Source organism: Stenotrophomonas maltophilia (assembly GCF_001676385.1).
Classification (GTDB): domain Bacteria; phylum Pseudomonadota; class Gammaproteobacteria; order Xanthomonadales; family Xanthomonadaceae; genus Stenotrophomonas; species Stenotrophomonas maltophilia_J.
Genome location: NZ_LYVJ01000004.1, coordinates 228,969 through 241,233, shown reverse-complemented (window position 1 = coordinate 241,233; position 12,265 = coordinate 228,969). Strand labels below are relative to the sequence as shown.

Genomic DNA, 12,265 nt, shown 5'->3' with positions numbered 1-12,265 from the left:
GCTGCTGATGGTGGGTGCCGACCGTTGGTCGGCACGGGGTCGGATCCCGTTGCAACGCAACGGGCTCTGACCCCGATTGGTGGCGCCATTTATCCGGCGTCGGTTTTCTGGCCTATGGCTGCAGGGTCCAGCGACCGGAATTCTGGCGCTGGCGCGGTGCGATGGGGCCCTCGTGCTGGGTGTAGATGAAACGGCCCTGGTGGTCGCTCTGGCAGGTCAGCAGCAGTGTGTAGTGGGCGGGGCCGGCCGGGTGGGCTTCGGTCATCTGGATTTCCGCGATATGCGGGGCCAGGCGCTGGTAGCGGTAGCTGCCGCCGATGCGCAGGTCAGTGCCGAGGATGTCCAGCACGTACTGGCTGCCGGCAAAGCTGAGCTGCACCATGCGCCCGGCGTTGGGGTTGTCCGGCGCGTACAGCGGGTCGCTGAGGTTGGTGAACTGGCGCTGGTCCAGCGTGGCGGGCAGGGTGCAGTTGGCGGCGGTGGCCATGGCCGGGTAGAGCAGGGCGGCGAGCAGGCTGAGGCGATGCATGGTGGAACCTCCTTGGAGTGTTCTTGCCATGCTCCGCACTGCGGTGGCGTTGTCTTTAGGAAAACGTGCAAATGCAGAAGGGGTCAGATCCCTTTCCTGCAGAAAGGGATCTGACCCCGCGCGCCAAGAACACCGGCGCCCGGGCTTGCCCGGGCGTCGGTGTCCCCTTGATGAGGGGCGCGCGGTTCAGCCGGCCAGTTCGGCCTGCTCGCGTTCGATACCGTACTTGCGCAGCTTCTCCACCAGGGTGGTGCGGCGCAGGCCGAGCAGCTGGGCGGCGTGGGCGACGACGCCCTGGGTGCGTTCCAGTGCTTCGTTGATCAGGCCCAGTTCGATGTTGGCCATGTGGTTGCGCAGGTCCAGGCCGTCGTCGGGCAGCGCCGCCGGTGCCGCCGGGCGGTTGACCGCGATGCCGTGCTCCAGCACTGGCTGGTTGCCGCTGCCCGGGGTGTGGAACGAGAAGCTGCGCAGGTCCAGGCGTTCTTCGCTGGGCGCGCGCTGGGCCGGTGCCGGGCTGGCCGCTGCTGCCAGCGCGGCATCGCCGCGATAGCGGGCCGGCAGGTCCTGCACGCGCACCGAGGCGCCCGGATGCAGCACCGCCAGTCGTTCGACCAGGTTGGTCAGTTCGCGCACATTGCCCGGCCACTCGTAGCCGGCCAGGGCCTGCAGGGCTTCCGGAGTGAAGCGCACTTCGCCACGGCCGGTGCGGGCCAGCTGCACGGCAATGGTTTCCACCAGCGCCGGCAGGTCTTCGCGGCGTTCACGCAGCGCCGGCACTTCGATCGGGAACACGTTGAGCCGGTAGAACAGATCCTCGCGGAACTTGCCCTCGGCGATGCGGGTTTCCAGGTCGCGGTGGGTCGCGGCGATGACGCGTACGTTGCAGCGGATGGTCTGGTTGCCACCGACGCGCTCGAAGCTGCGCTCCTGCAGCACGCGCAGTAGCTTCACCTGCATCGGCAGGCTCATGTCGCCGATTTCATCCAGCAGCAGGGTGCCGCCCTCGGCCATCTCGAAGCGCCCCTTGCGCGCGGTCAGTGCGCCGGTGAACGCGCCCTTCTCGTGGCCGAACAGTTCACTCTCCAGCAGATCGGCCGGGATGGCGCCGCAGTTGATTGCCACGAACGGGCCATCGCGGCGCGGCGAGCGCTGGTGGATCGCCCGCGATACCACTTCCTTGCCGGTGCCGGATTCGCCCAGCACCAGCACGGTGGTATCGAACGCAGCGACCTGCTCGATCATCGTGCGCAGCGCGGTCACCGCCGGGCCGTTACCGGTCGGCCCCTGGTCCTGTACAGCGCCGGCCTGGTGCTCGGCGTCCAGGCGCTTGAGGCTGGCGCGACGCAGCAGCGCTTCCATCTGCGCATGGCGCAGCGGCGCCTCCAGCGGCCAGATGTTGGCTTCGTGCAGCCCATGCTGCTGGGCAAACGCAGCGGCATCGCCGTCGGCCAGCAGTACCGGCGGTGCCAGGCGGCTGCCGCCCAGCCAATGGTATAGCGCGGTGCTGGCTGCACTGTCGTCCAGGTGGCCGACGATCACTGCCATCCAGTCGCTCTGGCGCTGGCGGGCGAGGTCGAAATCGGCCGCATCGGACACCCAGCGCGGGTTGAAGTCCATGAATTCCAGCAGGGAAACGGTGCGCTCCGCGCGTACGGCATCGTTGTCCAGCACCAGGATGCGTGATTCGCTCATGATCGATCCTCCCTGAGGCCTTCCAGGATCGGCATGACTTCCTGGATGTAGGACAGCTTGCTGACGAAGTTGTCGGCGCCGGCGCGCAACGCATGTTCGCGGTGTTCGACGTCGTCGAAGTGACTGGCGATCACGATGTACGGCGCATCGTCCTGCGACTTGATCAGGCGGGTGGCCTGCAGGCCGCCCATCTCCGGCATGGCCAGGTCCATCAGCACCACCTGCGGGCGCAGCGCTTCGGAGCGCTCGATCGCTTCCAGGCCGTTGCCGGCGCTGCCGACGATCTGCAACCAGTCGATCTTGCGGAAATGGCGCATCGCCGCGTTGATGAAACCCTCGTGGTCATCGACCAGCAGGACCGTGAGCTTGTTCATGTCCAACATCCTTTTCAGCCCACCCGGGCCAGCTGGGGTTGCCTGGCGCTGAGCCGGCGCCGTTCGCGGGCCGGGGCGATATCCAGTTGTTCTCGGTATTTTGCGACGGTTCGGCGGGCAATGTTCACCCCCTGGCGTGACAGCAGGCCGGCGATGGCCTCGTCGGCCAGCGGCCGGCCGGCCGGTTCAGCATCGATCAGGCGGCGAACCATGGCCTTGACCGCCTGGCCGGAGACGCTGGCACCTTCCAGGCGCACGGCGAAGAAGTGCTTCAGTTCAAAGGTGCCGCGCGGGGTCTGCAGGAACTTGCCGGTGGTGATGCGCGAGACGGTGGACTCGTGCATGCCGATTTCCTCGGCTACCTCCTTCAGGGTCAGGGGAGCCATGGCCTCCTCGCCCCGGACCAAGAACGCGGCCTGGCGCTCGACGATCACCCGTGCGGTGCGCAGCAGGGTGTCGTAGCGCATCGACAGGCCGCGGCTGAACCAGCGCGCTTCCTGCAGCAGGTCGCGCAGTGCCGGTGCGGCGTCGTTGCAGTCGGCCAGTGCCTGTTCGTACTGGCTGTTGATCGAGACGCGACGGCTGGTGGCCGGGTTCAGTGCGACCTTCCATTGGCCGTCCGCGTGCCAGGCGACCACGTCCGGCACCACTACGGCGTTGCGTTCCGGCAACAGGTCGTCGCCGGGCCGCGGCTGCAGCGAGAGGATCAGCCGAACCGCCTCACGGACGTCGTCGATCTCGGCATCGTGCTGGCGGGCGAGGGCGGCGTAGTCATGCGCGGCCAGCGCCTCGAGAGCGCCATCCAGGATGCGTGCGGCCAGATGCCGGGCAGGTACCACGCCATGCAGGCTGCGCAGCTGCGCCTGCAGGCCTTCGCGCAGGTCCTGTGCAGCCATGCCGGCCGGCTCGCCATGCAGCAGCTGCTGGCGGATGGTTTCCACGCCCTCGGTGGCAAGGTCGAACTGGGCACTGGCCAGCCGTTGCAGCTGGGCCAGCGGGGCCTGTAGGTAGCCGGCTTCGTCGCACTGGTCCAGCCAGAACGCGGCGACGGCCAGCGCGTGGTCGTCCATGTCCAGCGAGAGGCGTTGCAGCACGCGCAGCTGTGGGTCGCTCGATTCACCGGCGGCGATGCGCGCCATGCGGTCGTCATCGCCGTCCTGCCAGCTGGCACCGGCCACGTCCCACATCGAGGATTCGGGGAGTTCATCAAAGGCCGCCGTCTCCAGGGCCGTGGCAGCGGCATCGGTGGGCTCGGCGACGGGCGCTTCGGCCTCTTCGATTTCCAGCAGGGGATTGGAGTCCAGCAGGCGCTGGATTTCCTGTTCCAGATGCAGCCCGTCAAGCTGCAGCAGCCGGATCGACTGAAGCAGCTGCGGCGTGAGATGGAGTTGTTGGCCCAGCTGGGCCGAGAGTGCAGCCTTCATCGCGGTTCCCCGGCGCCTCCCCGGCGCCCTGTGGAACGCATCTTGCTTCTGATCCGGCACGCGCGGAATCGGGGGGTTCCTGAGGGCTTTCGTGGAGATCCCGACAGGGTGTAGGGGTATTCCCTACACCGGCGCGGGAAATTGACGAAATGCGCCGCCAGGTCATTGATTTGTCGTGGCGAAGCCGCTGGGCGCGTGGCGACCGGGGTACGGATTCCTGTCAGGGACTGTCGGGGTGACGGGATTTCGTCGCCGACGCAGGGTGTCGCGCGGTCAGATCCCTTTCCACGGGAAAGGGATCTGACCCCGATACCGGCGGTTACTCCAGCTCGTGCTGGTGGCGTGCGGCCAGCAGCAACAGATCATTGGCGCGTCGGCAGCCCAGCGATTCCATCATGCGCGCGCGATGGGTCTCCACCGTCTTGACGCTGATGCCGAGATCGGCGGCGATTTCCTTGTTGCTCTCGCCCTTGCCGATGCGACGCAGGATCTCGCGCTGGCGTGGCGACAGCGCGGCAATCCCGGTGGGTTTTTCGCGGCCGAGCATCGGTGCCAGCATCTTGGCCGAGATCTGCGGGCTCAGGAACACCTGGCCGGCGTGTGCGGCGCGCAGCGCCAGTTCCAGTTCCTGCGGCGCGGCATCCTTCACCAGGAAACCGACCGCGCCGCGGTCCAGCGCGTCGCGCACGTGGGCGGCGTCGTCATGCATGGTCATCATCACCACGCGGGTGCCGGGGGCACGCAAGCGGATGTCACTCAGGGCTTCCAGTCCGGTGCGGCCGGGCAGCGACAGGTCCATCAGCACGACGTCCGGTGCGTGCTGCAGGGCCAGTTGCAGCGCCTGCTCAGCGTTGCTTGCTTCGGCGACGAGCTGCACGTCGGCAAACCCCTGCAGCAACCGCGCCAGGCCGGCGCGGACGAGGGTGTGATCGTCGACGATGAGAACTCGCACAGGCACGCAAGCAGGTCCAGGTAGGGGCGTCCACCTTAACTTAGCTGAACGGGTGCGCCAAGCGTCGCCCGTTCCTCCGGGGGTGGTCGCGATCAGCGGGCCCGGCGCGCCTCGGCGACCTGGCGGCGATGCAGGCGGAACAGATGGCGCTCCATGGCCATTTCCAGTCCGTCACCCAGGCGCTGGAAGCGCAGCCAGAGGTAGTGGCCACCACTGCCGTCGGCCACTTCGGCAATCACCTCCACCGGCAGATCGATGTGGTCAGGCAACCAGTCGCTGGGCTGAAGGCGCAGCAACCCGGCCTGGCCCGGGCTGGCGCCGCTGCGCGGACCCAGCTGCAGGCGGATGCCCCGGCGCGACCAGCGCAGCGGGCGCAGGGCCAGTGCCTGGCCCTGCTGGCGCACCAGCCGGCCGAGCAACACCATCGCCAGGTCCAGCTTGGCTTCCAACCGCTGCAACTGCAGGGTCGTCTCGCTGCGTTCGTCGTGTTCGTCGGCGCGGCTGTCTTCGACCAGTGCCAGGCTGCGCAGCAGGCCCTCGGCGCTGCTGGTACGGCCGGCGGCGCTGCCTGCCTGGAACTCGGCCGGCAGGGCCAGCTCGCAGCTGAGTGTTTCGTCGAACAGCTCGCTCTCGGCGGGGTGGTGCAGCGACGTGGTCGGCAGTGGGTTCATGCCAGCGATTCTGCCTGCAGGTAGGCATGCGCCGCGCGAAGGGAGCGCTGGCCATCATTGATCAGCGCGGCGACTGCGTCACGGCGGTGGCGCAGCAGGCCCAACAGGCTCTGCTGGCGCTCGAACAGCGCCTGCAGCGGCGCCTGGTCGGCCGGGCCCAGCGACTGGCTGAGCAGGGCATGCAGGGCGCTGTCATGGCCGTCAAGCAGGATGCCGGCCTGGTCCAGCGCCTCATCGTCCAGTGCCTTCTCGAAGGCATCCAGCTGGGCGTGCAGCGCGTGCAGATTCATGGTGCCACCGCCGCCGGTCGACGCTGTTCGTGCGGGATGGCGTTCCAGGCACTGTCGATCTCGCCCAGCAGCTGCAGGGATTCGTCCAGGGCGGCGCGGTCGTTGTGCAGGTTGGCTTCGGTCAGGCGCTGCAGCACGTAGTCATACAGGGCCGACAGATTGCCGGCGATTTCGCCCCCGGCCTCGTGATCGAGCGATCCATTGAGGTGGCCGACGATGGCGCAGACTTCGCCGATCGCCTTGCCCTTGCCGGCCTGGTCGCCGCGGTCGAGGCTGGCCAGGGCGCGCCGCACGCGCTCCAGCGCGCCGGCCAGCAGCATCGCCACCAGCTTGTGGGGATCGGCGTCGGCGACCGCGCTGGTCACTCCCACCTGGCGGTACTGCTCGGCATACTGACGGCTGGAACCGTACATTCGTGATTCTCCTTGCGCGGGCGCCGCCGGTTGATCGTGGGGATCGCGGCCGGCGGCACGGCGATGATGGCTGTTGCGTCCGTTATCGGTGCGCCGCACGCCAAACTTGAGCGCTGCACCCCGTGCTTCGCTGGATCAGCGGTTCAGCTGGGCCAGCTGCTGCTGCAGCGACGAACTGCTCTGCTGCAGCTTGCCCATCAGGCTGTCCAGCGCCAGGAACTGTTTCTTGTAGCGCTCTTCCACGTTCTTCATGCGCGTATCCAGGTCCTTGCGGCGCTTGTCGATGTTGTCGAGCGTGGAATTCAGGCCCTTGGTACGCGCAACGAATGCGCCTTCCTTGCCGGTGGTGGTGCTGACATAGCCGTCGACCATGGTGTACAGCCTGCCCGCACCACCGGTGTCGCCGGTGATCGCCGAGCGGATCTTTTCCGGCTGGCTGGCCAGCGCGGCGGCAAACTTGGTGGTGTCCAGCACCAGGCTGCCGTCGGCGTTGGGGTAGCCGCGCGTCTGCAGGCCCAGCGTCTTCGGATCCAGGCCTTCCGCGGAGAGGTCCTTCAGCACGCCCGACATCATGGACCGCAACTGGCTGGAGGCGCCGCGCATCTGCGCATCACCGGTCAGCGTGGCCGCCTCCTTGGTCTTGGCGTCGTACCGGGTTTCGGTATTGATCGCTGCGATCGCCGCATTGTAGGCGGTCACGAATTCCTGCATCACCTTGGTCGCGGCAGCGGTATCGGTGCTGATCACCACGGTGCTCTTGCCGGGCACCTTCAGGTTCAGGGTCAGGCCCGGGACCGCATCCGCGACGGTGTTGCTGGCGCTGACCACGGTGACGCCATCAATGGTCAGTTCCGCATCCGCCGCGGGCGTGTTCTGCTTCAGGCTGCCCACCAGCGCGCCCAGCTTCGGATCGCTGCCGCCGTATTCGAGCTTGATCGCGTTGGCGGCGCCGGTCTTCTCCTGGGCGATTGACAGGTACTGGTTGTCGCCGGAACTGATCAACGTGGCCTGCACGCCCTCCTTGCGGCCGGCGGCGTCGATCTTGTTGCGGATGGTGGTCAGCGTGTCGCCGTCCTCCACCTCCACGTTCATGGTCCTGGCCTTGTCGCCGACGCCAACGGTCAGCGTCAAGGTTCCGGCGCCGAAGGTATCGGTCTTGGGCACCGAGGTGTCGGCAATCAGCTTGTGCGCCGTGGCCAGGGACTTCACCTCGACGACGTGCGTGCCGTTGGAGGCCGCCGCTTTGGTCGTGCCCACCTCGTACAGGGCCACCGATGCCGTCAGGACATCATCGGCATTGTTGGGGCCGGCCTTGCCGGTGGCGGTGACGGTCCGCGTATCGAAGGCAGTGGTGGCCTTCAGCGCGGTCAGCGCCGTCTTCAGCTTGTCGAACGCCGCCGTGACGGTGCCGATAGACGACAGCTGCATCTTGGCCTTGGACTGCTGCAGGTTCAGCGCGTTGTCGGCCGGCTTGCGGTCAGCCGCGACGAGCTGGCTGACGATGCTGGAAATATCCAGCCCCGAGCCGATGCCACCATATCCAAAGTCTGCCACGTTGTTTCTCCTGGGTATCCGGGCCCGTCCGCCGTACGGTGGCCCGTCGTCAACGAAAATAGCGGCCTGCGCCGCGGGGTCTTGAGGACTTCGTTGATGCATGTGCCGTGCCAGTGCTCTGGCGCAGGTTCTGGCACGCGGGTTGCAGGAGGGCTGGGGCAGGGTGCGGGGAAGTTCACCGCGGGCTGCCGGAAGCCTGCAAAAAACCCTCCCCCAATGCAGGGGAGGGATCAGGCCACTGACAATCGGGGGGAGACGAAGCCGCCCGGTACGTACAGTCAAAGGTACAGCGCTGAAAGAGAAGTCCGCAGGAGCGGGCGATGCCAGGCCGGTTCGGGAGTGATCCCGGGCCGGGCATGGCCCGCGCCTTCGTGCACCGTGGCTTCCGGGTTGCCGCTACCGTCGGGTCGAACCGACGGTAGCGGCGCCTTCTTGCCGTGGATCAGCGCAGCAGGCTGAGCACGCCCTGCGGCACCTGGTTGGCCTGGGCCAGCATGGCCGTACCGGCCTGCTGCAGGATCTGGGTGCGGGTCAGTTCGGCGGTTTCCTTGGCGAAGTCGGTGTCCTTGATGCGGCTGCGCGACGCCGACAGGTTTTCCGACGAGGTCTGCAGGTTGGCGACCACCGAGGTGAAGCGGTTCTGCACGGCGCCGAGGTCGGCACGGGTGCTGTTGATCGCACTCAGGGCCTTGTCGACCACTTCCATCGCCTGCTGTGCACCCTTCACGGTGGACACGTCGATCTTGTCGGCGAACTGGGCGGTCGGCGCGGCACCTGCGGTGAACCCGGCGATGGTGCTGCTGAAGGCCGTGAAGGCACCGGCATTGTTGACGCTGTCCTTGACCGAGGTCAGGGTGAGCGCGCCGGCCGCGTCGGCTTCGGCATAGACGCCGGTCTCGCCGATCTTGGCATTGATCGCGGTTGCGACGGCCTTGCCGGCTGCCGCGGTGTTGGCGGCCGCATCGCCGACGCTCTTCACGGTCATCGCGTCGAAGTTGACGACGGTGCCCTTGCTGTCGGTGATGGTGAACGCGGCAACAGCGGTATCAACGTCGTCGGCACCGGTGACGGCTGCAGTGGCCGTGGCGAACTGGGCGCCACCGAGGGCGTTGGCCTTGGCGTCGATGGTCTTGTCGATGGCGATGGCCTGGCCGGCGTTGGCACCGACCTGGAACAGCTGGCTGGAGAACGAGCCATCCAGCAGCTTGGTGCCGTTGAAGTCCGACTGCTTGGCGACGCGGTCGATTTCCGAGACCAGCTGGGTCACTTCGGCCTGCAGGGCCTTGCGGTCGCTGGCCGAGTTGGTGGCGTTGGCGGCCTGCACCGACAGCTCGCGGACGCGCTGCAGGTTGTTGCCGATCTCGGTCAGCGAACCTTCGGCGACCTGGGCCAGCGAAATGCCGTCGTTGGCATTGCGGATGGCGACGTCGGTGCCGCGGATCTGGGTGCCGAAGCGCTCGGAGATGGCCAGGCCGGCGGCGTCGTCCTTGGCGCTGTTGATGCGCGAACCGGAGGACAGGCGCTGGATGGTGGTGGCCAGCGAGCTGCCGCTGGTGCTCAGGTTGCGCTGAGCATTCAACGACATCGTGTTGGTGTTGATGACTTGTGCCATGGTGCGTTTCCTTTGGCGAGGGTGGAGCGTGTTCCAGGGCCCGTGCGCCGCATCATCGCGGCGCACGGAGGTTGATCAGGCGGTCAGCGCAGCAGGCTGAGCACGCCCTGCGGCACCTGGTTGGCCTGGGCCAGCATGGCCGTGCCGGCCTGCTGCAGGATCTGGGTGCGGGTCAGTTCGGCGGTTTCCTTGGCGAAGTCGGTGTCCTTGATGCGGCTGCGCGACGCCGACAGGTTTTCCGACGAGGTCTGCAGGTTGGCGACCACCGAGGTGAAGCGGTTCTGCACGGCGCCGAGGTCGGCACGAGTGCTGTTGATCGCACTCAAGGCCTTGTCGACCACTTCCATCGCCTGCTGTGCGCCCTTGACCGTGCTGACGTCCAGATCGCTGGCGAACTTGGACGCCGGCGCGGCGGTCGCCAGCGTGGCGGTGAAGGTCGGTGCGGTAGCGCCGGTCCAGGTGCCCACCGATGCGGTGATGGCCTTGAACGAACCATCGGCGTTGACGCTGTCCTTGACCGACGTCAGGGTCACGCCGGCGGTGCCATTGACCTCGGCGTAGACGCCGGTCTCACCGATCTTGGCGTTGATGGCAGTCACCAGCGCCTCGCGGGAGGCCTTGCCGGTAGCAGCGGCGTCGGCACCCTGCTTGACATCGACGTCGGCGATGGTGACGCCATTGATCTGCAGGCCGGTGACCTTGAAGTCGGCGTTGGCGCCCGGGTCGGCCAGTGCCAGCGAGTTGGTATCGAACTTGGCGCCACCCAGGGCATTGGCCTTGGCATCGATGGTCTTGTCGATGGCGATGGCCTGGCCGGCGTTGGCACCGACCTGGAACAGCTGGCTGGAGAACGAGCCATCCAGCAGCTTGGTGCCGTTGAAGTCCGACTGCTTGGCGACGCGGTCGATTTCCGAGACCAGCTGGGTCACTTCGGCCTGCAGGGCCTTGCGGTCGCTGGCCGAGTTGGTGGCGTTGGCGGCCTGCACCGACAGCTCGCGGACGCGCTGCAGGTTGTTGCCGATCTCGGTCAGCGAACCTTCGGCGACCTGGGCCAGCGAAATGCCGTCGTTGGCATTGCGGATGGCGACGTCGGTGCCGCGGATCTGGGTGCCGAAGCGCTCGGAGATGGCCAGGCCGGCGGCGTCGTCCTTGGCGCTGTTGATGCGCGAACCGGAGGACAGGCGCTGGATGGTGGTGGCCAGCGAGCTGCCGCTGGTGCTCAGGTTGCGCTGAGCATTCAACGACATCGTGTTGGTGTTGATGACTTGTGCCATGAGGAGAGGTCCTTGAGCGGTTGCACGTGAGTTGGGTCAGACGCCCCCGACGTGCGCGGGGGCGGCTCGCGTCAGCGCTGCAACAGGCTGAGCACGTTCTGCGGTACCTGGTTGGCCTGGGCCAGCATGGCCGTGCCGGCCTGCTGCAGGATCTGGGTGCGGGTCAGTTCGGCGGTTTCCTTGGCGAAGTCGGTATCGCGGATGCGGCTGCGCGAGGCGGACAGGTTTTCCGAGGAGGTCTGCAGGTTGGCGACCACCGAGGTGAAGCGGTTCTGGATCGCGCCCAGGTCGGCGCGGACGCTGTTGACCGATTCCAGGGCCTTGTCGACGATCGACAGTGCCTTCTGCGCGCCTTCAGCGGTGGTGACGTCCAGGTCTTCCACGAAGCTGGCCGTTGCGCCGGTCAGGGTGCCGCCGTCGGTGCCGTTTTCGGTCAGGCCCAGGCCGGCGAGGGTGGCCGCGGTGATGCCTGCGGGCGGCACCGCCGCGCTGACGCCAAGGGCGAAGGTCTGGCCGTCCTTGATGGACGCCAGGCTGACCACGCCGGCATTGACCGAGGCCATCACACCGGTCTCGCCCAACTTGCCGTTGATCGCGGCGGCGGTGGCCGAGGTGATCGACTCGCCGGCCTTGACCGTGAAGTCGCTGATGGTGACGGTGGTGGCGGTGCCACCCGGCGGGGTCACCGTGATCTGCAGGCCGGAGTAGGTCGTGTCAGCGGTGGCCTTGTCGGCCGCGAGCGCGGTGCCGGTGTAGGCGTTGGCGAACGTGGCGGCGCCCAGCGCGTCGGCCTTGGCGTTGACCACGCTGTTGATGGCGATGGCCTGGCCGGCGTTGGCGCCGACCTGGAACAGCTGGCTGGTGAAGGAACCGTCCAGCAGCTTGGTGCCGTTGAAGTCGGCCTGCTTGGCGACGCGGTCCACTTCCGAAACCAGCTGGGTCACTTCCGCCTGCAGCGCCTTGCGGTCGCTGGCCGAATTGGTGGCGTTGGATGACTGCACGGCCAGTTCACGGATGCGCTGCAGGTTGTTGCCGACTTCGCTCAGCGAACCTTCGGCGACCTGGGCCAGCGAGATGCCGTCGTTGGCGTTGCGGATGGCCACGTCCAGGCCGCGGATCTGCGTGGTGAAGCGCTCGCTGATCGCCAGGCCTGCGGCGTCGTCCTTCGCGCTGTTGATGCGCAGGCCGGACGAGAGGCGCTGGATGGTGGTGGCCAGCGAGCTGCCGCTGGTGCTCAGGTTGCGCTGAGCGTTGAGCGACATCGTATTGGTGTTGATTACCTGTGCCATGGGGTCGTCTCCTCTTATTTGGAACCCGTTGGTGAATGGAGCGAAGCGCCGCCTGTTTTTTTGTGTGGCTGTGTGCTTCGCCGTTGCCAAATGAATAACGGCGCTTTGTCAACAACCTTTAGCCGTGAAATCCGATGAATCCGCATTTCGTTGCTGGAGGCTGCGTATCCGGGGAGGTCCCCCCTGGAGGG

Annotated in this window: 12 protein-coding genes; all 12 read right to left on the bottom strand. The window is 67.1% G+C overall.

Going from position 1 to position 12,265, the window contains the following annotated elements:
- Positions 1-112 precede the first annotated feature (112 nt).
- Positions 113-529: a hypothetical protein gene (locus A9K58_RS06940; protein ID WP_065198656.1), complete on the bottom strand. Its 417-nt coding sequence runs from the start codon at positions 527-529 to the stop codon at positions 113-115.
- A gap of 186 nt (positions 530-715) precedes the next feature.
- Complete coding sequence (locus tag A9K58_RS06935; protein WP_065198655.1) at positions 716-2,221, bottom strand: sigma-54 dependent transcriptional regulator; 1,506 nt, start codon at positions 2,219-2,221, stop codon at positions 716-718.
- Positions 2,218-2,595 (bottom strand): response regulator, encoded by a 378-nt coding sequence (locus A9K58_RS06930; RefSeq protein WP_065198654.1) that lies wholly within the window; start codon positions 2,593-2,595, stop codon positions 2,218-2,220. The genes A9K58_RS06935 and A9K58_RS06930 overlap by 4 nt, the downstream gene beginning before the upstream one ends.
- Before the next feature lie 14 nt (positions 2,596-2,609).
- Positions 2,610-4,019: an RNA polymerase factor sigma-54 gene (gene rpoN, locus A9K58_RS06925; RefSeq protein ID WP_065198653.1), complete on the bottom strand. Its 1,410-nt coding sequence runs from the start codon at positions 4,017-4,019 to the stop codon at positions 2,610-2,612.
- Between the two features lie 319 nt (positions 4,020-4,338).
- Positions 4,339-4,971, bottom strand: a complete 633-nt coding sequence (locus tag A9K58_RS06920) for a response regulator (protein WP_010485918.1) — start codon at positions 4,969-4,971, stop codon at positions 4,339-4,341.
- 92 nt (positions 4,972-5,063) lie between these two features.
- On the bottom strand, positions 5,064-5,642 hold the full coding sequence (locus tag A9K58_RS06915) for a PilZ domain-containing protein (RefSeq protein WP_065198652.1): 579 nt from the start codon (positions 5,640-5,642) through the stop codon (positions 5,064-5,066).
- On the bottom strand, positions 5,639-5,932 hold the full coding sequence (locus A9K58_RS06910) for a hypothetical protein (RefSeq protein ID WP_065198651.1): 294 nt from the start codon (positions 5,930-5,932) through the stop codon (positions 5,639-5,641). The genes A9K58_RS06915 and A9K58_RS06910 overlap by 4 nt, the downstream gene beginning before the upstream one ends.
- A complete protein-coding gene (gene fliS, locus A9K58_RS06905) occupies positions 5,929-6,345 on the bottom strand; it encodes a flagellar export chaperone FliS (protein WP_065198650.1) in 417 nt (138 codons plus the stop codon). The genes A9K58_RS06910 and fliS overlap by 4 nt, the downstream gene beginning before the upstream one ends.
- A gap of 135 nt (positions 6,346-6,480) precedes the next feature.
- Positions 6,481-7,899: a flagellar filament capping protein FliD gene (gene fliD / locus A9K58_RS06900; RefSeq protein WP_065198649.1), complete on the bottom strand. Its 1,419-nt coding sequence runs from the start codon at positions 7,897-7,899 to the stop codon at positions 6,481-6,483.
- Positions 7,900-8,341: 442 nt separating this feature from the next.
- The gene (locus A9K58_RS06895) at positions 8,342-9,511 is read right to left on the bottom strand and encodes a flagellin (RefSeq protein WP_065198648.1); all 1,170 of its coding nucleotides are present in this window, start codon (positions 9,509-9,511) and stop codon (positions 8,342-8,344) included.
- An 83-nt stretch (positions 9,512-9,594) separates the two neighbouring features.
- Complete coding sequence (locus A9K58_RS06890; protein ID WP_065198647.1) at positions 9,595-10,785, bottom strand: flagellin; 1,191 nt, start codon at positions 10,783-10,785, stop codon at positions 9,595-9,597.
- 71 nt (positions 10,786-10,856) lie between these two features.
- Positions 10,857-12,074 (bottom strand): flagellin, encoded by a 1,218-nt coding sequence (locus tag A9K58_RS06885; protein WP_065198646.1) that lies wholly within the window; start codon positions 12,072-12,074, stop codon positions 10,857-10,859.
- Between the last annotated feature and the right edge of the window lie 191 nt (positions 12,075-12,265).